17 protein-coding genes are annotated in these 17,143 nt (G+C 68.5%); 10 read left to right on the top strand and 7 right to left on the bottom strand.

Annotated elements, in window-relative coordinates:
- Positions 1–78 precede the first annotated feature (78 nt).
- Entirely contained in the window at positions 79–1,590 is a 1,512-nt protein-coding gene (locus ACIQU3_RS10405) for a glycosyltransferase family 87 protein (RefSeq protein ID WP_403742034.1), read from the top strand.
- A 105-nt stretch (positions 1,591–1,695) separates the two neighbouring features.
- On the opposite strand, the gene ACIQU3_RS10400 is transcribed toward ACIQU3_RS10405, so the two are convergent.
- From ACIQU3_RS10400 to ACIQU3_RS10390, 3 genes are all read right to left on the bottom strand, one after another.
- The gene (locus ACIQU3_RS10400) at positions 1,696–2,727 is read right to left on the bottom strand and encodes an alanine racemase (protein WP_403741769.1); all 1,032 of its coding nucleotides are present in this window, start codon (positions 2,725–2,727) and stop codon (positions 1,696–1,698) included.
- Between the two features lie 81 nt (positions 2,728–2,808).
- Complete coding sequence (gene femX, locus ACIQU3_RS10395) at positions 2,809–3,930, bottom strand: peptidoglycan bridge formation glycyltransferase FemX (RefSeq protein ID WP_031137685.1); 1,122 nt, start codon at positions 3,928–3,930, stop codon at positions 2,809–2,811.
- A 169-nt stretch (positions 3,931–4,099) separates the two neighbouring features.
- Complete coding sequence (locus ACIQU3_RS10390; protein WP_403741765.1) at positions 4,100–4,405, bottom strand: hypothetical protein; 306 nt, start codon at positions 4,403–4,405, stop codon at positions 4,100–4,102.
- Positions 4,406–4,668: 263 nt separating this feature from the next.
- Between ACIQU3_RS10390 and rpsF the strand changes: the two genes are divergently transcribed.
- From rpsF to rplI, 4 genes are all read left to right on the top strand, one after another.
- Positions 4,669–4,959: a 30S ribosomal protein S6 gene (gene rpsF, locus ACIQU3_RS10385; protein ID WP_030847098.1), complete on the top strand. Its 291-nt coding sequence runs from the start codon at positions 4,669–4,671 to the stop codon at positions 4,957–4,959.
- A gap of 71 nt (positions 4,960–5,030) precedes the next feature.
- Positions 5,031–5,618, top strand: a complete 588-nt coding sequence (locus tag ACIQU3_RS10380) for a single-stranded DNA-binding protein (RefSeq protein WP_234750335.1) — start codon at positions 5,031–5,033, stop codon at positions 5,616–5,618.
- A gap of 45 nt (positions 5,619–5,663) precedes the next feature.
- Positions 5,664–5,900 carry a 30S ribosomal protein S18 gene (gene rpsR / locus ACIQU3_RS10375; RefSeq protein WP_003949403.1) on the top strand — a complete coding sequence of 79 codons (237 nt, stop codon included), beginning with the start codon at positions 5,664–5,666 and terminating at the stop codon, positions 5,898–5,900.
- An 18-nt stretch (positions 5,901–5,918) separates the two neighbouring features.
- On the top strand, positions 5,919–6,365 hold the full coding sequence (rplI, locus tag ACIQU3_RS10370) for a 50S ribosomal protein L9 (protein WP_033309881.1): 447 nt from the start codon (positions 5,919–5,921) through the stop codon (positions 6,363–6,365).
- A 190-nt stretch (positions 6,366–6,555) separates the two neighbouring features.
- Here the strand turns inward: rplI and ACIQU3_RS10365 are convergent, their stop codons facing one another.
- Complete coding sequence (locus tag ACIQU3_RS10365) at positions 6,556–7,893, bottom strand: MATE family efflux transporter (protein ID WP_403924385.1); 1,338 nt, start codon at positions 7,891–7,893, stop codon at positions 6,556–6,558.
- Positions 7,894–8,353: 460 nt separating this feature from the next.
- Between ACIQU3_RS10365 and dnaB the strand changes: the two genes are divergently transcribed.
- Both dnaB and ACIQU3_RS10355 read left to right on the top strand, forming a co-directional pair.
- The gene (gene dnaB, locus ACIQU3_RS10360) at positions 8,354–9,835 is read left to right on the top strand and encodes a replicative DNA helicase (protein WP_403741755.1); all 1,482 of its coding nucleotides are present in this window, start codon (positions 8,354–8,356) and stop codon (positions 9,833–9,835) included.
- Positions 9,836–9,909: 74 nt separating this feature from the next.
- On the top strand, positions 9,910–11,295 hold the full coding sequence (locus tag ACIQU3_RS10355) for a serine hydrolase domain-containing protein (RefSeq protein WP_403741752.1): 1,386 nt from the start codon (positions 9,910–9,912) through the stop codon (positions 11,293–11,295).
- Between the two features lie 57 nt (positions 11,296–11,352).
- On the opposite strand, the gene ACIQU3_RS10350 is transcribed toward ACIQU3_RS10355, so the two are convergent.
- Positions 11,353–11,805, bottom strand: a complete 453-nt coding sequence (locus ACIQU3_RS10350; RefSeq protein WP_403741749.1) for a GNAT family N-acetyltransferase — start codon at positions 11,803–11,805, stop codon at positions 11,353–11,355.
- 60 nt (positions 11,806–11,865) lie between these two features.
- Positions 11,866–12,330, bottom strand: a complete 465-nt coding sequence (locus ACIQU3_RS10345) for a MarR family winged helix-turn-helix transcriptional regulator (protein ID WP_403741747.1) — start codon at positions 12,328–12,330, stop codon at positions 11,866–11,868.
- A gap of 141 nt (positions 12,331–12,471) precedes the next feature.
- On the opposite strand from ACIQU3_RS10345, the gene ACIQU3_RS10340 reads away from it, so the two are divergent.
- Both ACIQU3_RS10340 and ACIQU3_RS10335 read left to right on the top strand, forming a co-directional pair.
- Positions 12,472–13,680, top strand: a complete 1,209-nt coding sequence (locus ACIQU3_RS10340) for an MFS transporter (RefSeq protein WP_403924382.1) — start codon at positions 12,472–12,474, stop codon at positions 13,678–13,680.
- Positions 13,681–13,740: 60 nt separating this feature from the next.
- Positions 13,741–14,160, top strand: coding sequence for a heme-binding protein (locus ACIQU3_RS10335; RefSeq protein ID WP_403924379.1), 420 nt, complete (start codon positions 13,741–13,743; stop codon positions 14,158–14,160).
- 67 nt (positions 14,161–14,227) lie between these two features.
- On the opposite strand, the gene ACIQU3_RS10330 is transcribed toward ACIQU3_RS10335, so the two are convergent.
- Complete coding sequence (locus ACIQU3_RS10330) at positions 14,228–15,091, bottom strand: GNAT family N-acetyltransferase (RefSeq protein ID WP_403741739.1); 864 nt, start codon at positions 15,089–15,091, stop codon at positions 14,228–14,230.
- Positions 15,092–15,661: 570 nt separating this feature from the next.
- Between ACIQU3_RS10330 and ACIQU3_RS10325 the strand changes: the two genes are divergently transcribed.
- Complete coding sequence (locus ACIQU3_RS10325) at positions 15,662–17,140, top strand: globin domain-containing protein (RefSeq protein WP_403741736.1); 1,479 nt, start codon at positions 15,662–15,664, stop codon at positions 17,138–17,140.
- Positions 17,141–17,143: the final 3 nt, after the last annotated feature.

Genomic DNA, 17,143 nt, shown 5'->3' with positions numbered 1-17,143 from the left:
GTGTTTCACGTGAAACAAGGGCCGCCGTCCCCGCGGGGTACGGCGGCCCTCGGCGTTTTCCCGGACACGTACGGCAGGATGTGCGGCATGCCCAGTGCAGAATCGACGCAAGCGAGCGTCCATGAGCGGGAGCCGGTGGGGCCGACCAAGGAGGACGAGGTCGCCGCGGCCGGCAGCGAGCTGATCGGCGGTCCGCTCGGGCGCCGTGCCCTGCTCGGGTCGTCCTGGTGGACGCCCGTGCGGGTGATCGCGCTGGTGGCGATCGGCATGTTCGCCCTCGGCCTGGTCCAGAAGGCGCCCTGCTACAACGGCGCCTGGTTCTTCGGAGCCAGCTCCCAGTACACGCACGCGTGCTACTCGGACATCCCGCACCTCTACCAGGGGCGCGGCTTCGCCGACGGACTCGTGCCGTACTTCGACAGGCTCCCCGGCGACATGGAGTACCTGGAGTATCCGGTGCTCACCGGTGTCTTCATGGAGGCCGCCTCGTGGCTCACGCCCGGCAGCGGCACCATCCAGGACCAGGAGCAGTGGTACTGGATGGTCAACGCCGGGATGCTCATGGTGTGCGCGTCGGTCATCGCCGTCTGCGTGACCCGTACCCACGCCCGGCGCCCCTGGGACGGCCTGCTCGTCGCCCTGGCGCCCGCCGCCGCACTGACGGCGACCATCAACTGGGACCTGCTGGCGGTCGCTCTGACCGCCGCGGCGATGCTGATGTGGTCACGTGGCCGCTCCCTCGCTTTCGGCGTCCTGCTGGGGCTTGCCACGGCCGCCAAGCTCTATCCCTTCCTGCTCCTCGGGCCCCTGATGGTGCTGTGCTGGCGCGCGGGCAGATGGCGCGAGTTCGGGACGGCGTTGGGGGGCGCGATCGTCGCCTGGGTCGTCGTGAATGGGCCGGTGATGCTCTTCGCCTTCGAAGGCTGGTCGAAGTTCTACACGTTCAGCCAGGAGAGGGGCGTCGACTTCGGCTCCTTCTGGCTGATCATGGCGCAGAACTCGGACGACCCGCTCAGCACCGACACCGTGAACACCCTGGCCACGCTGCTGATGCTGGTGTGCTGTGCGGCTGTCGCGGCGCTCGCACTGACCGCCCCGCGCCGCCCACGGTTCGCCCAGCTCGCGTTCCTGATCGTCGCGGCCTTCATCCTCACCAACAAGGTCTACTCGCCGCAGTACGTGCTGTGGCTGGTGCCGCTGGCCGCTCTAGCCCGGCCGAAGTGGCGGGACTTCCTGATCTGGCAGGCCTGCGAGGTGGCGTACTTCCTGGGGATCTGGCTGTATCTCGCGTACACGACCAGCGGAGAAGCTCACAAGGGACTGCCCACCGACGGCTACCACTGGGCCATCGGCCTGCATCTGCTGGGGACGTTGTACCTGTGCGTGATGGTCGTGCGCGACATCTTCATGCCGGACCGGGATCCGGTGCGCCGGTCCGGTGACGACGATCCCTCGGGCGGTGTCCTCGACGGGGCCGACGACGTCTTCGTCCTCGGCCCGGCAGCCCGACCCCGGCAGCACGTGACCGCCGAGTTCGACGGGACGCCGGTCGAGTGGGGCGGGCCCCGTGCCACGGGAGGTTCGCTCTGAGCGAACCTCCCCCGGGACGCCGTGGCCCGGGAACGCAGAAGGCCGTACACGGGGCACCGTGTACGGCCTTCTTGCTGCGCTTCGTGCGACGGTCTCTCGCGACGGTCAGCGGTCCACGATCCGGTCGAACTGCGTGGTGGTGTGGCGCAGATGGGCGACCAGTTCCTCACCGACCGTCGGCTCCGGCGCGTCCGCCGGTACGAAGAGGATCGAGACCTGCATGTGCGGCGGCTCCGCGAACCAGCGCTGCTTGCCGCCCCAGACGAACGGAGAGAGGTTCCGGTTCACCGTCGCGAGACCGGCGCGGGCGACTCCCTTGGCGCGTGGCATGACGCCGTGCAGCGCCTTGGGAGCCTCCAGGCCCACTCCGTGCGACGTGCCGCCCGCCACGACCACCAGGAAGCCGTCCGAGGCCGCCTTCTGCTGCCGATAGCCGAAACGGTCCCCCTTGGCGACGCGTGTGACGTCCAGGACCGCCCCGCGGTACTCGGTGGCGTCGTGGTCTCCCAGCCACAGCCGCGTGCCGATGCGGGCCCGGAAGCGGGTCTGCGGGAACTGCTGCTGGAGCCGGGCGAGGTCCTCGGCCTTGAGGTGGCTGACGAACATGGTGTGCAGGGGCAGCCGGGCGGCACGCAGCCGGTCCATCCAGCCGATGACCTCCTCGACGGCGTCCGAGCCGTCGGTCCGGTCCAGCGGGAGGTGGATGGCGAAGCCTTCGAGGCGGACGTTCTCGATGGCCGCGTGCAGCTGGGCCAGGTCCTGCTCGCCGATGCCGTGCCGCTTCATCGAGGACATCACCTCGATGACGACGCGCGCACCGACCAGACCGTAGACACCGTCTATCGACGAGACGGAGCGGATGACCCGGTCCGGCAGCGGCACCGGCTCCTCGCCGCGCCGGTACGGCGTCAGCACCAGCAGGTCCCCGCCGAACCAGTCCTTGATCCGGGCGGCCTCGTAGGTCGTGCCGACGGCCAGGACGTCCGAGCCCAGCCGCGTGGCCTCCTCCGCCAGCCGCTCGTGCCCGAAGCCGTAGCCGTTGCCCTTGCAGACCGGCACGAGGCCCGGGAACTGCTCCTGTACGTGCTTGTGGTGCGCACGCCAGCGCGCGGTGTCGACGTAGAGCGTGAGCGCCATGGCCGGACCTGGAACCTTTCTCGCGGTGCCGTGTATCGGCGGTTGCCGTGTATCAGAGGTATAGAAGCACTGAACGGGACATCAGCGGCGCGACATGTAGATGTCGAGCGCCTTGTGCAGCAGCTTGTTCAGCGGGAAGTCCCACTCGCCGAGGTATTCGGCCGCCTGGCCGCCGGTACCCACCTTGAACTGGATCAGACCGAAGAGGTGGTCGGTCTCGTCCAGCGAGTCGGAGATGCCCCGCAGGTCGTAGACGGTGGCACCGAGCGCGTAGGCGTCGCGCAGCATCCGCCACTGCATCGCGTTCGAGGGCCGCACCTCGCGGCCGATGTTGTCGGAGGCCCCGTAGGAGTACCAGACGTGCCCGCCGACGATCAGCATGGTCGCCGCCGACAGGTTCACGCCGTTGTGCCGGGCGAAGTACAGCCGCATGCGGTTGGGGTCCTCGGTGTTGAGGGCCGTCCACATGCGCTGGAAGTACGACAGCGGGCGCGGCCGGAAGTGGTCGCGCACGGCCGTGATCTCGTACAGCCGCTGCCATTCCTCGAGGTCCTGGTAGCCGCCCTGGACGACCTCCACGCCGGCCTTCTCGGCTTTCTTGATGTTGCGGCGCCACAGCTGGTTGAAGTTCTTGTGGACCTCTTCCAGGGAACGATTCGCCAGCGGCACCTGGTACACGTAGCGCGGCTGGACGTCACCGAAGCCGGCGCCGCCGTCCTCACCCTGCTGCCAGCCCATGCGGCGGAGCTTGTCGGCCACCTCGAAGGCACGCGGCTCGATGTGGTCGGCCTCGATGTCACGGAGGCGCTTGACGTCCGGGTTCTGAATGCCCTGCTTGATCGACGGGGCCTCCCAGCGCCGGATGATCACCGGAGGCCCCATCTTCACGGAGAAGGCCCCCTGCTGCTTCAGGTGCGCCAGCATCGGTTCGAGCCATTCCTGCAAGTTCGGCGCGAACCAGTTGATGACCGGGCCCTCGGGCAGGTAGGCGAGGTAGCGCTTGATCTTGGGAAGCTGCCGGTAGAGGACCAGACCCGCGCCGACCATCTCGCCGGTGCGGTCGTCGAACCAGCCGAGGTTCTCGGAGCGCCACTCCGCCTTGACGTCAGCCCAGGCCGGGACCTGCATGTGGCTCGCCGACGGCAGGCTCTGGATGTACGCCAGATGCTGCTCGCGACTGATGGTCCTCAGGGTCAGGCTCATTTCGGGGCGCTCCTCGGGCTGGTGTGTCCCCATGGGGTCAGGGGCTCCGGCTCTCGCGCGAAGCCTACTGCGCCTTGGGAGCGCGCCGGTTGGGCGTACGGGGCCCACGCCCCGGCCCGAGGCCGACCGGGGCGTGATCCGGTCTTCGGATGTGGAGGTGTCCCTGGCGTCAGCCGATGAGGCCGCCGTGCGCCATGCCCAGGAAGAACCCGACGCCCGATGCGCCCAGGCCGAGGATGAGACCGAAGCGCTCCCGGGTCGTCTCCGAGATCCACTGGCCGTACGCACCCGTGAGGATGCCCACCAGGCCCGCCCAGGAGCTGAGCAGATGCAGGTCTTCCTCGATGATCGCCGTGAGGAACGACAAGAGGCCCAGTACCAGGGTCACCGCGAGCAGGGCGTCCTGGAGGGGATGGGGCTTGCCGTCCGTGGCGAAGAGGCCGCCACCGGTGTTGGGTCGCAATGCCTGTGCCATAGGGCACCTCCTGCGAAAGTCGGCGCATCGTAGCGCCATACACACCCGATGTGTACAGATTGGCTGCCCTGACGGCCGGATTTCAACCGCAAGCCGCTGTGCGGGTACTCTGTAGCGTCCGCACCGGTGTCTGCCCACGTCATGGCAGGGGCTTCTCTTCAGAACCCCGATTGTCAGTGGTGGCCGATACCGTTGCCTACGCATCACAACCCTCCTGCCACGGAACGACCGTGGCCGCTGAGTCCAAAGGAGGTGGGTTCCACATGCGTCACTACGAGGTGATGGTCATCCTCGACCCCGAGGTCGAGGAGCGCGCTGTCTCTCCGCTGATCGAGAACTTCCTCTCTGTCGTCCGTGACGGCGGCGGAAAGGTCGAGAAGGTCGACACCTGGGGCCGTCGTCGTCTCGCGTACGAGATCAAGAAGAAGCCCGAGGGCATCTACTCGGTCATCGACCTGCAGGCCGAGCCTGCGGTCGTCAAGGAGCTCGACCGCCAGATGAACCTGAACGAGTCGGTCCTCCGGACCAAGGTCCTCCGTCCCGAGACCCACTGAGCTTCCCGGCTCAGCTGATTCCGGGATTCGAGTAGCAAGCAGCCAGAGCAAACCCGCCGAGAGGTTCCCCCATGGCAGGCGAGACCGTCATCACGGTCGTCGGCAATCTTGTCGACGACCCCGAGCTGCGCTTCACCCCCTCCGGTGCGGCGGTCGCGAAGTTCCGTGTCGCGTCCACCCCCCGCACCTTCGACCGCCAGACGAACGAGTGGAAGGACGGCGAGAGCCTCTTCCTGACCTGCTCGGTCTGGCGTCAGGCGGCGGAGAACGTCGCCGAGTCGCTCCAGCGAGGCATGCGCGTCATCGTGCAGGGCCGGCTGAAGCAGCGGTCCTACGAGGACCGTGAGGGTGTCAAGCGCACGGTCTACGAGCTGGACGTCGAGGAAGTCGGCGCCAGCCTGCGCAACGCCACGGCCAAGGTCACCAAGACCACCGGCCGCGGCGGACAGGGTGGCCAGGGCGGCTACGGCGGTGGCGGCGGCCAGGGTGGCGGCGGCTGGGGCGGCGGCCCCGGTGGCGGTCAGCAGGGCGGCGGCGCTCCCGCCGACGACCCGTGGGCCACCGGCGCTCCCGCCGGTGGCAACCAGGGCGGTGGCGGCGGCTGGGGTGGAAACTCCGGCGGCGGCGGTGGCGGCTACTCGGACGAGCCCCCCTTCTAAGGGCGGGCTCGCACCCACACTTCTTGATCACACAGGAGAAACACCATGGCGAAGCCGCCTGTGCGCAAGCCGAAGAAGAAGGTCTGCGCTTTCTGCAAGGACAAGGTCACGTACGTGGACTACAAGGACACGAACATGCTGCGGAAGTTCATTTCCGACCGCGGCAAGATCCGTGCCCGCCGCGTGACCGGCAACTGCACGCAGCACCAGCGTGACGTCGCCACGGCCGTGAAGAACAGCCGTGAGATGGCGCTGCTGCCCTACACGTCCACCGCGCGATAAGGGAAGGGTGACCGACACATGAAGATCATCCTCACCCACGAGGTCTCCGGCCTCGGTGCCGCGGGCGACGTCGTCGACGTCAAGGACGGTTACGCTCGCAACTACCTGATCCCGCGGAAGTTCGCTATCCGCTGGACCAAGGGTGGCGAGAAGGACGTCGAGCAGATCCGTCGTGCTCGCAAGATCCACGAGATCCAGACCATCGAGCAGGCCAACGCCGTGAAGGCCCAGCTCGAGGGCGTCAAGGTCCGTCTGGCCGTCCGCTCCGGCGACGCCGGTCGTCTCTTCGGTTCCGTCACCCCGGCCGACATCGCTTCCGCGATCAAGGCTTCCGGTGGCCCCGAGGTCGACAAGCGCCGCATCGAGCTCGGCTCGCCGATCAAGACGCTGGGCGCTCACGAGACGTCCGTCCGTCTGCACCCCGAGGTTGCCGCCAAGGTCAACATCGAGGTCGTCGCGGCCTGAGTGCCGCGCTCGCTGAGGCAGTGAGCGAAGGGGCCGCACCCTGTGGGGTGCGGCCCCTTCGTGTCTCCCGGGCGGCCCTGTCGAGCGAGGCCATGTTTCACGTGAAACACGGTGTTTCTGTGGAGCATCCCCTGTTTCACGTGAAACACAGAGCGTTCCACGTGAAACAGACAGCGCTCTAAGTACAGGGTCAGCGGGTTGCACCTGTCACGATCCAGCGCCCCGAGCGGGTGCGGAGCCACAGGGTCAGCATTCGAACGGTCATCATCAGCGTCATCGTGGCCCAGAGGGCGGTCAGGCCGCCGCCCAGTACCGGGACCAGGACCGCGGCCGGTGTGAACACCGCCAGGGTGAGCAGCATGGCCCAGGCGAGATACGGGCCGTCGCCGGCGCCCATCAATACGCCGTCCAGGACGAAGACGATTCCGGAGATCGGCTGTGAGAGGGCGACGATGATCAGGGCAGGCAGCGCCACGTCCGTCACGGCTGGGTCGCTGGTGAACAAGGGCAGGAAGGCCGGTCGGGTGAGAACCACCAGAGCGCCGAGGACGACGCCGACGGCGATGCCCCACTCCACCATGCGACGGCACGCGTCCCGGGCGCCCTGGGCGTCACCGGCTCCGAGATAGCGCCCGATGATGGCCTGTCCCGCGATGGCGATGGCATCGAGGGCGAACGCCAGCAGGCTCCACAGCGAGAGAATGATCTGGTGGGCAGCTATGTCGGCATCTCCCAGACGGGCGGCGACCGCCGTGGCGATCATCAAGATGGCCCGCAGCGAGAGAGTGCGCACCAGCAGGGGTACGCCGGCTTGAGCGGAGGCCCTGATCCCGGCGGCATCCGGGCGCAGTGAGGCCCCGTGCTTGTGTGCTCCGCGCAGAACCACCACGAGATAGACCGCGGCCATGCCGCACTGGGCGATGACGGTGCCCCACGCGGAACCGGCGATCCCCAGACCGGCCCCGTAGACCAGGCCGGCGTTGAGGACGCCGTTGGCGACGAAGCCCGCGATGGCGACATAGAGCGGGGTGCGGGTGTCCTGCAATCCGCGCAGGACACCCGTCGCGGCCAGGACCACGAGCATGGCGGGTATGCCGAGCACAGAAATGCGCAGATACGTGATCGCGTGAGGAGTTGCCGCGTCCGAGGCGCCGAACAGGTCCACGAGGTGGGGGGCTGTCGGCAACGCCACTGCGATGACGGCGGCACCGAGGAGCAGGGCCAGCCAGATGCCGTCCATGCCCTGTCGGATGGCGGCTTGGAGGTCGCCCGCGCCGACACGGCGTGCCACGGCGGCCGTTGTGGCGTAGGCGAGGAAGACGAAGACGCTCACGGCAGTCATCAGCAGGGCGGAGGCGACGCCGAGACCGGCGAGTTGGGCCGTACCCAGATGACCCACGATGGCGGTGTCGGCCATCAGGAAGAGAGGCTCGGCGACCAAGGCTCCGAAGGCCGGCACGGCCAACGCGATGATCTCTCGGTCGTGCTGTCTCCGGCCGGTGGGACGGCGCGCGGGGGCCTGTGTCATGTGCACCAATCTAATCGTCCACAGGTAAGAGATGCAAAGGCCTTACGGCCCTTACTCTGCGTCCTGGCGTGCGCACTGCCGTGCCCTGTTCGAGGTGATCTTGGGCCGGTTGGGAAAGTTTTTCTTCTGCACAGCCCGTGGACGGTGAAAGTGCAGGTCAGGGGGTCTTCTTCGCCGACGGGTGTCGCTTGTTCACAGGCCTGTCCACCGGCTCGTGCACAGGTTTCGCGGAGTTCTCCACAGCATCTGGGCCGTCGTCCACATGGCCTGTGGATAACCAGATTGGCTGACGGTGCCGACAGGCCTACGGTGGTCCGGCGCCCGCTCCGTCCGCCGGTTTTCAGAACGCCACAAAACCGGCGCGTGCCAACCGGAGTTGGGCCTCTTATTTGTCAGTGCCGTGCCGTAGAAAAGAGGGGCACGGCTAGGTCTGCTTCGGCGGACGGGAGGAGGTGGCTCGGTGAGCATTTCCGAGCCCTTGGACGACCCGTGGGCCGACAGCGGTCCCAGTGATCGTCTGCCCGCCTCCCGCCGACGGGACGACGGAGCCCGGGGCCGCGACGAACAGCACGAGCGCGGCAGGGACAACGGAGCCTGGGACGGCGGATCGTCCCCGTCGTTCGAGCGGGTACCGCCGCAGGACATCGACGCCGAGCAGTCCGTCCTCGGCGGCATGCTCCTGTCCAAGGACGCCATCGCCGACGTCGTGGAGATCCTCAAGGGCCACGACTTCTACAAGCCGGCCCACGAGACGATCTACCAGGCCGTCCTCGACGTCTACGCCAAGGGCGAGCCGGCCGACCCCATCACGATCGCGGCCGAGCTCACCAAGCGCGGCGAGATCAACAAGGTCGGCGGCGCCTCGTACCTGCACACCCTCGTCCAGACGGTGCCGACGGCCGCCAACGCGGCGTACTACGCGGAGATCGTTCACGAACGGGCCGTTCTTCGCCGCCTGGTCGAGGCCGGCACCCGCATCACGCAGATGGGATACGCGGCCGACGACGACGTCGACGAGATCGTCAACCGCGCCCAGGCAGAGGTCTACGCGGTCACCGAGCAGCGCACCAGTGAGGACTACCTCCCGCTCGGCGACATCATGGAGGGCGCGCTCGACGAGATCGAGGCGATCGGCTCGCGCAGCGGCGAGATGACCGGCGTGCCCACCGGGTTCACCGACTTCGACTCGCTCACCAACGGTCTGCACCCGGGCCAGATGATCGTCATCGCGGCCCGCCCCGCCATGGGCAAGTCGACGCTGGCCCTCGACTTCGCCCGGGCCGCGTCGATCAAGCACAACCTGCCGAGCGTCATCTTCTCCCTGGAAATGGGGCGCAACGAGATCGCGATGCGTCTGCTGTCCGCGGAGGCCCGCGTCGCCCTTCACCACATGCGGTCCGGCACCATGACGGACGAGGACTGGACGCGTCTGGCGCGCCGGATGCCCGAGGTCTCCTCCGCACCTCTGTACATCGACGACTCCCCGAACCTGTCGATGATGGAGATCCGCGCGAAGTGCCGTCGGCTGAAGCAGCGCAACGACATCAGGCTGGTGATCATCGACTATCTGCAGCTGATGCAGTCCGGGGGATCCAAGCGCGCCGAAAGCCGTCAGCAGGAAGTCTCGGACATGTCCCGTAACCTCAAGCTCCTGGCCAAGGAGCTGGAAGTTCCGGTGATCGCCCTCTCCCAGCTCAACCGTGGTCCCGAGCAGCGCACGGACAAGAAGCCGATGGTGTCCGACCTGCGTGAGTCGGGCTCCATCGAGCAGGACGCCGACATGGTGATCCTTCTGCACCGCGAGGACGCGTACGAGAAGGAGTCGCCCCGTGCGGGCGAGGCGGACATCATCGTGGGCAAGCACCGAAACGGTCCGACGGCGACCATCACCGTCGCCTTCCAGGGGCACTACTCGCGCTTCGTGGACATGGCGCAGACCTGATCCAGCCCGGCTCTCACAGGCCCAGCCCCCGAATGTGCTCGACTGGGGGACACCGGGCCAGGTGGACTGTGCCCATGACGACATTTCAGGGAGAGCTGCTTCCCGGCACACGTCGCGCTCTGCTGCACCGCATCGCCGTCGCGCAGGCCGAGGGCCGGACCCCGTCGCTCGTCGCGGCCGTCGTACGAGACGGCACGACGGTTTGGACCGGCGCACGGACCTCGGTGGAAGGGCACGCGCCGGACGAGAACGTGCAGTACCGGATCGGCTCGATCACCAAGACCTTCACAGCGGTTCTCGTGCTGCGGTTGCGCGACGAGGGCGCACTCGATCTCGAGGACCCGCTTGAGAAGCATCTGCCGGGCACCGGCGTGGGGGAGGCGACCATCGCCGAACTCCTCGCGCATACGGGAGGGCTGCCGGCCGAGACGCCGGGCCCATGGTGGGAGCGAAGCCCCGGGGACCTGCGGCCCGAACTCGCCGACGTCCTCGGCGACCGCCCTCTTCTGACCCCGCCGGGGCGGCGATTCCACTACTCCAATCCGGGCTACGCCCTGCTCGGCGCTCTCATCGAGAAGCTCCGTGGGGCTTCCTGGGAGGAGGTCCTGCGGCGCGAGGTGCTCGAACCTCTGGGGCTGCATCGCACGAGCGTGCGGCCTGCGGCCCCCCACGCGGGGGGCTGGGCCGTGCATCCCTGGGCCGACGTGATGCTTCCCGAGCCCACTGAGGATCTGGGGCGTATGGCTCCTGCCGGTCAACTGTGGTCTACGGGAGGTGACTTGGCGCGTTTCGCCGCCTTCCTGCTCAACGGCGACGATCGGGTGCTGAGCGCCGAGTCGCTGCGAGAGATGAGGACACCGGCCGCGGCTCACGAGGCGGCGGACGTGGCGAGCGGTTATGCCTACTGCCTCGGTATGGAGATCCGGCGTCGGAACGGGCGCTCCCTCGTCGGCCACACCGGTTCGCTACCGGGCTTCCTCGCCTGCCTCATGATCAGCGCCGAGGACGACGTGGCGGCGGTCACCCTGGCCAACTCCACCTCAGGGCCGCTGCTGTTCCCTGTCGCGGCCGATCTGGTCCGCATCGTCGCCGAGGCGGAGCCGCGCATCCCCGCCCCGTGGAAGCCGCTCCGTGAGGTCGCCCCGTCGCTGCTGGAGCTGGCGGGGCAGTGGTACTGGGGGACGCACGCCTTCGCCCTGCGCCTCACGGCGGACGGGCTCGTCTCGCTGGGGCCGTTGACCGGTGGAGGCCGTCGCTCGCGGTTCCGCCCGAACGGTGACGGCACGTGGACGGGACTGGAGGGCTACTACGCCGGCGAACTGCTGCAGGCCGTACGGCGGCCTGACGGAGCCGTGAGCCACCTGGACCTCGGTTCGTTCGTCTTCACGCGTCAGCCGTACGACGAAGGCGCTCCTGTGCCGGGTGGTGTCGATCCCGAGGGGTGGCGCGGAATCGGGTAGACGACTACCTGCGCGGGCGCCCTGTTTCACGTGAAACAGCGCGCCCGCGCATCTCGGTCACAACGGGAGCTTGAAGCCCGTATGGGAAGCCGTGAACCCCAGCCGCTCGTAGAAGCGGTGGGCGTCGGTGCGGGTCTTGTCGGAGGTCAGCTGGACCAGTCGGCACTCCAGGCTCCGGGACTCCTCGATCGCCCACTCGATGAGCTGGGTTCCCAGGCCACTGCCGCGCTCGTCCGCGTGAATGCGGACGCCTTCAATGATCGACCTGGTGGCGCCGCGCCGGGAAAGGCCGGGAACGATCGTGAGCTGGAGCGTGCCGACGACCTTGCCCTCCCTGGCCGCCACGACCAGACGCTGGTTGGGGTCGGCGCTGAGCCGCTCCAGAGCGGCCAGGTACGGGTTGAGGTCGTCCGGTGACTCGCGCTGTGCACCCAGTGGGTCGTCCGCGAGCATGGCGACGATCGCGGGGACGTCGCCGGCCACGGCAGCACGTATTTCAAGATCTCCCATGGACGTACCTTACGAAGCGGCGTTGCCGCCCGAGGGCCTCTGCGGACTGAATAGAGCGCCCTATGCGGGCACCGGAGCCTTCAGCGTCTCCACGACTCGCACCAGTGGTGCCAGCTCCGGGTTCTTCGCCGCTTGGTCGAGGGCCTCGCGCAGGGCGGCGTCATTGGTCGGACGCGCGGCCTCCAGCAACTCGAGGCCCGCCGCGGTGACGTTCGTGTAGATGCCCCGGCGGTCGGTGGGACACAGGTAGCGCTCCAGAAGCCCCCGGTCTTCCAGCCGGGTGACCAGGCGTGTGGTGGCGCTCTGGCTGAGGACGACCGCGTCGGCGACCTGCTTCATCTGCAGATGTCCCCCGTCCCCGTCGTGCTGTCGGCTGAGCACGTCCAGCAGGGAGTACTCGCGCGCGCTGAGGTCGTGACCGGCCTGCAGAGCGCGCTCGATGTGGGCCTCGATCCTCCCGTGCAGCAGGGAGAGGGCGCACCAGCTCTGGGCGAGAGCGGTGAGCGCGGGGTCCGTCGCTGTCATTGGCGTTTCCTCCGTCCCGGAGCGGCTGACACCCAGGATAGAGCAGCTCCGCAATTGACGGCGGTTGCATATAGCCCGCGTCTGCAACTATTGTGAACGCACGCAAAGCGCTCCTGCAATCGTCTGGGAAGGTGCCCCTCCATGCCTCTCGCGCTTCTGGCCCTCGCGATCGGGGCCTTCGGGATCGGAACGACGGAATTCGTGATCATGGGCCTGCTGCCCGAGGTCGCGGGTGACTACGGGGTCTCCATCCCCACGGCCGGCTATCTGGTGACCGGCTATGCGCTCGGCGTCATGTTCGGCGCCCCGCTGATGACCGTGCTCGGCACCAGGATCTCCCGCAAGCGGATGCTGATGCTGCTGATGGGGTTGTTCATCGCGGGCAACCTGCTCTCGGCGCTCGCCCCCGCCTTCTCCGTCATGCTGACCGGCCGGATCATCGCCTCACTGGCCCACGGCGCCTTCTTCGGCATCGGGTCGGTCGTCGCCGCGGACCTGGTCGCCCCGGACAAGAAGGCCGGAGCCATCGCGATGATGTTCACCGGTCTGACCGTCGCCAACGTCGTCGGCGTCCCGCTCGGCACGCTCGTCGGACAGTCTGTCGGCTGGCGGGTGACCTTCGGCATCGTCGCCGCCCTCGGAGTCATCGGCCTGGCCGGCATCGCCCGGCTCGTCCCCGACATGCCGAAGGTGGAGGGCGTACGGCTGCGGCACGAGCTGGCCGCCTTCAAGAACGTGCAGGTCCTGCTCGCGATGGCCATGACCGTCCTGGGCTTCGGCGGTGTCTTCGCGGCCATCACTTACATCGCGCCGATGATGACCCACGTCGCGGGCTTCGCCGACGGCTCCGTCACCTGGCTGCTGGTCCTCTTCGGCCTGGGCATGGTCGGCGGCAACCTCGTCGGCGGCAGGTACGCCGACCGCGCCCTGATGCCCATGCTGTACGTCTCGCTGGGCGCCCTGGCGGTCGTCCTCGCCCTGTTCACCGTCACCGCCCACGACAAGGTGCTCTCGGCGATCACGGTCGTGCTGATCGGTGGCCTGGGCTTCGCCACCGTGCCGCCGTTGCAGAAGCGCGTTCTGGACCAGGCACACGACGCCCCGACCCTGGCCTCCGCCGTGAACATCGGCGCCTTCAACCTGGGCAACGCGCTCTCCGCCTGGCTGGGCGGCCTGGTGATCGCGCAGGGCCTCGGCTACAGCGCGCCCAACTGGGTCGGTGCCGCTCTGGCCGCAGGTGCCCTGGTCCTGGCCTTCGTCTCGGCCGTCCTGGATCGCCGGGCCGACGGCCCCAGCACCGTCGTCACGGGCTCCGCTCCAGCCGAACAGCGAGCTGCCGTCCACCACTGAGCAACCGCCCCCACGGGCCTCACGGCCCGAACGACCGTCAGTCTTCGAGGAGACCCCTTCATGAGCACCACCGCAGTCGTCCCGCTCACCACCCAGGACGCCGACGCCCTCGTGGCCGCCGCCCATCGTGCCGCCGAGTCGGCGGGCGTCACCGTCAGCGTCACCGTCCGCGACGCGGGCGGCCATCTGCTGGCTTTCCGGCGGGACGACCGTGCCGTTCTGATCTCCGGCGAGACCAGCACCCGCAAGGCCTACACGGCCCTCCAGCTGAACGCGCCCACCGCCGGCCTGGTGGACGCGGTGCAGCCCGGAGGTCTCTTCCACACGCTGCCGACCGCCCTCGACCGGCCGCTGCTGTTCATCGCCGGGGGCGTGCCGGTGCACCGCGACGGTCGCCTGATCGGCGCGATCGCTGTCGGCGGCGGCGCCCCCGAACAGGATCACGGCATCGCCACGACCGCCGTGCAGGCACTCGTCTGACCGGCCCCTCCTGCGAGACGACGCCGGCCCCTGATTCCCGGGGCCGGCGTCGTCGTGTCGAAGGCGGTCAGCCCGCCGCGACCGTGACCGGCGCGAACCGTCGGCTCCAGTCGCCGGGCAGCTCCGTGATGCCGTACGTCATCACCGCGTTGAAGGCGACGGACTGCAGACCGCGCTCCTTCACCCACGTCAGAAGCTCCTCGTGCCGCACGTCGATGTCGGTGCGCAGAGGACGGTCGGTGTGGGCGGCTAGGGAGCTGATGAGTGCCTGGGCCACCGAGGTGTCGCGTGCGATGAGCGGACCGACGACCTGGGTGTCCATGTTGGGCCAGGAGGCCGCGTACCCGATGATCCGTCCGTCCTCCTCGGCCACGCGCAACTGGTCGGCGAAGGCCGGCAGTCGGGTGACGATGTGCGTGCGGTCGCTCCCGAAGACCTGCTCGTCGAGACGGAGGATGGCCGTGAGGTCCTCGGCGGTCGCAGCGCGGGTGGCGACCTTCGGCTCAGGCCCGCCGGGAGTGAAGTGGCCGAGGACCATTTCGGCCTGTCCGGTGACCTTGAAGCCGAGTTCCTCGTAGAGGGGCCGGCCGTAGGGCGTCGCGTGCAGCGTGAGGGGCGTGGAGCCCATGGCCGAGACGACATGACGCATCAGCCGGCGTCCCACGCCCTGCCGAGCATGCCGCTGGGCGACCAGCACCATGCCGATCGCGGCAAGGGCAGGGTCCTGCGGTCCGTACTCGGTGACGACACAGGCGCTCACCAGGCCACCTTCAGGGTCGTCGATGCCGTAACCCTGCCCGGCCGCGAGCAGGAAGCTCCACTTGTGCTCCTCCCGTGGCCACCCCCGGTCCTCGGACAAGTCGGCGCAGGCGGCGTGATCGTGCAGTGTCAGGCGACGAATGGGCAATGAGGCAAGGGAAGGAGTCGGCACGCAGGTCAGGCTGTCCGACAAGAGCCCCTGACGTCCACCTGTTTCAGCGGAGACGTACGAGCTTTTGGCCAGTTGTCACCGCTCGCACAGGCCATGGACCGACGCTGGATGTTTCACGTGAAACAGGTAAGAAGGCCAGACGTTCGATCGAAGCGCTGAACACGGGCTTCCCACCTCCCGGTTGACGGGCTCGGTGATGCGCGTCGTGCCCGCAATCGTGACGAGAGAAGGGGGGACTTGTGTGCACGGCGGTGGCCGGTAGGGTCGAGTCCGGTTCGCATCCGAGACAGGACGCCTCGTCCTGTTTGGGGCAGTGCAGGGTAATGCAGCCTAACGGGACGGAGAGATCGAAGACCCGTGTTTCCGGGTATACGCCAGAAGCGACCACGCGAGTGGGAACCTCGATGAGAGTCACTGCGGCCAATGTCACACTCTCGCCTTACTTGTCCGTACGGAGCCGGATTACAGGTTGAATGTGGCCGCATTGGCCGAGACAAGGATGGGAACGCAGACCGTCCACGGGGGAAGCAGGCACATTCCGGCTACGGAAGTGCGCAGACCGACCGAAAGATGCTCGAGGCGAGGCACACCATGGACGCTCCGACCACCACGTCGGCCGACAACGGCACTTCCGGCGGCGGGGGCGACTGGTTCACACCCCGCAACACCCCGAGCCCCGACGGGCTCGACCAAACACGCGAAACCCCCGACGCGACACCCCACCCCGTCACTCCGCCCGCACCACACACTCAGCCCCCGGTCGCAGACCCCACTGCTGCCCCGTCGCCGGGTCCCGCACCGACGACGCTCACCCCGGCGCCCTTCACGTCCACCGTGACTCCGCCCCCGGCTGCCGCCGAACAGCCGGCGCCCTCCCAGGAGCACGCCCCGGTGCAACCGCCGGAAGAGGCCGCCACCGGGCCGGCCGGAGCGGCCTCCCCGGACGCCCTCCTCATCCGCCACACCATGGCGGAGGTCACGCCGGTCGCCGACAAGGTCACGTCGTACTTCTACGCCCTGCTCTTCGTGCGCCACCCCGACCTGCGGTCACTGTTCCCAGCCGCGATGGACACCCAGCGGGACCGACTGCTCAGAGCGCTGCTCACGGCCGCCGAGCACATCGACAACAGGGACGTGCTCGTCGACTACCTGCAAAAGCTCGGCAGGGGCCACCGCAAGTACGGGACGCGGCCCGAGCACTACCCGGCCGTCGGCGAGTGCCTCATCGGCGCACTGAGCAGGTACGCGGCCGGAGTGTGGAACGCGGAGACGGAAGCGGCCTGGGTCCGGACCTACACCACGATCTCCCAGGTCATGATCGACGCAGCGGCCGCGGACGAACTGCGTGCACCGGCCTGGTGGTACGCCGAGATCGTCGCGCACGACCTGAGAACGCCAGACGTAGCGGTCGTCACTGTCCGCCCCGACCAGCCCTACCCCTTCCTCGCCGGGCAGTACACGAGCGTGGAGACACCCTGGTGGCCCCGGATCTGGCGGCACTACTCCTTCGCCTCGGCGCCGCGGTCCGACGGTCTGCTCTCGTTCCATGTCAAGGCCGTCCCGGCCGGCTGGGTCTCCAACGCCCTGGTGCATCGCGCCCGCCCCGGCGACATCATCCGGCTCGGGCCGCCCGCGGGGTCCATGACCGTCGACCACACCACCGACAGCGGCCTGCTCTGCCTGGGCGGCGGCACGGGTATCGCGCCCATCAAGGCCCTGGTCGAGGATGTCGCCGAGCACGGGGACCGCCGGTCGGTCGAGGTCTTCTACGGTGCCCGTACCGACCACGACCTGTACGACATCGACACCATGCTCCGCCTCCAGCAGACCCACCCGTGGCTCTCGGTCCGCGCGATCATCGACCAGCAGGCGCACCTGCAGTTGCCGGACGCCATCCGCACCTACGGGCCCTGGGACGAGTTCGACGCCTACCTCTCGGGCCCGCCCGGGATGATCCGCAGCGGCGTGGACGTCCTGAGGGACGTCGGCGTCCCGTCGGAGCGCATACGCCATGACTCCGTCGAGGAACTGGTCGCCGCGGGAAGCTGACGG

The organism is Streptomyces sp. NPDC101110, from assembly GCF_044759525.1.
Classification (GTDB): domain Bacteria; phylum Actinomycetota; class Actinomycetes; order Streptomycetales; family Streptomycetaceae; genus Streptomyces.
Note: the sequence above shows the minus strand (reverse complement) of the source record. Positions and strands in the feature narration are given on the sequence as shown.

Bases quoted from the DNA above. Each gene is read 5' to 3' on its own strand.
- ACIQU3_RS10405 (WP_403742034.1), top strand. From the start codon at position 79: ATGTGCGGCATGCCCAGTGCAGAATCGACGCAAGCGAGCGTCCATGAG.
- ACIQU3_RS10400 (WP_403741769.1), bottom strand. From the start codon at position 2,727: ATGGCGCTCACGCTCTACGTCGACACCGCGCGCTGGCGTGCGCACCAC.
- femX (WP_031137685.1), bottom strand. From the start codon at position 3,930: ATGAGCCTGACCCTGAGGACCATCAGTCGCGAGCAGCATCTGGCGTAC.
- ACIQU3_RS10390 (WP_403741765.1), bottom strand. From the start codon at position 4,405: ATGGCACAGGCATTGCGACCCAACACCGGTGGCGGCCTCTTCGCCACG.
- rpsF (WP_030847098.1), top strand. From the start codon at position 4,669: ATGCGTCACTACGAGGTGATGGTCATCCTCGACCCCGAGGTCGAGGAG.
- ACIQU3_RS10380 (WP_234750335.1), top strand. From the start codon at position 5,031: ATGGCAGGCGAGACCGTCATCACGGTCGTCGGCAATCTTGTCGACGAC.
- rpsR (WP_003949403.1), top strand. From the start codon at position 5,664: ATGGCGAAGCCGCCTGTGCGCAAGCCGAAGAAGAAGGTCTGCGCTTTC.
- rplI (WP_033309881.1), top strand. From the start codon at position 5,919: ATGAAGATCATCCTCACCCACGAGGTCTCCGGCCTCGGTGCCGCGGGC.
- ACIQU3_RS10365 (WP_403924385.1), bottom strand. From the start codon at position 7,893: ATGACACAGGCCCCCGCGCGCCGTCCCACCGGCCGGAGACAGCACGAC.
- ACIQU3_RS10355 (WP_403741752.1), top strand. From the start codon at position 9,910: ATGACGACATTTCAGGGAGAGCTGCTTCCCGGCACACGTCGCGCTCTG.
- ACIQU3_RS10350 (WP_403741749.1), bottom strand. From the start codon at position 11,805: ATGGGAGATCTTGAAATACGTGCTGCCGTGGCCGGCGACGTCCCCGCG.
- ACIQU3_RS10345 (WP_403741747.1), bottom strand. From the start codon at position 12,330: ATGACAGCGACGGACCCCGCGCTCACCGCTCTCGCCCAGAGCTGGTGC.
- ACIQU3_RS10340 (WP_403924382.1), top strand. From the start codon at position 12,472: ATGCCTCTCGCGCTTCTGGCCCTCGCGATCGGGGCCTTCGGGATCGGA.
- ACIQU3_RS10335 (WP_403924379.1), top strand. From the start codon at position 13,741: ATGAGCACCACCGCAGTCGTCCCGCTCACCACCCAGGACGCCGACGCC.
- ACIQU3_RS10325 (WP_403741736.1), top strand. From the start codon at position 15,662: ATGCTCGAGGCGAGGCACACCATGGACGCTCCGACCACCACGTCGGCC.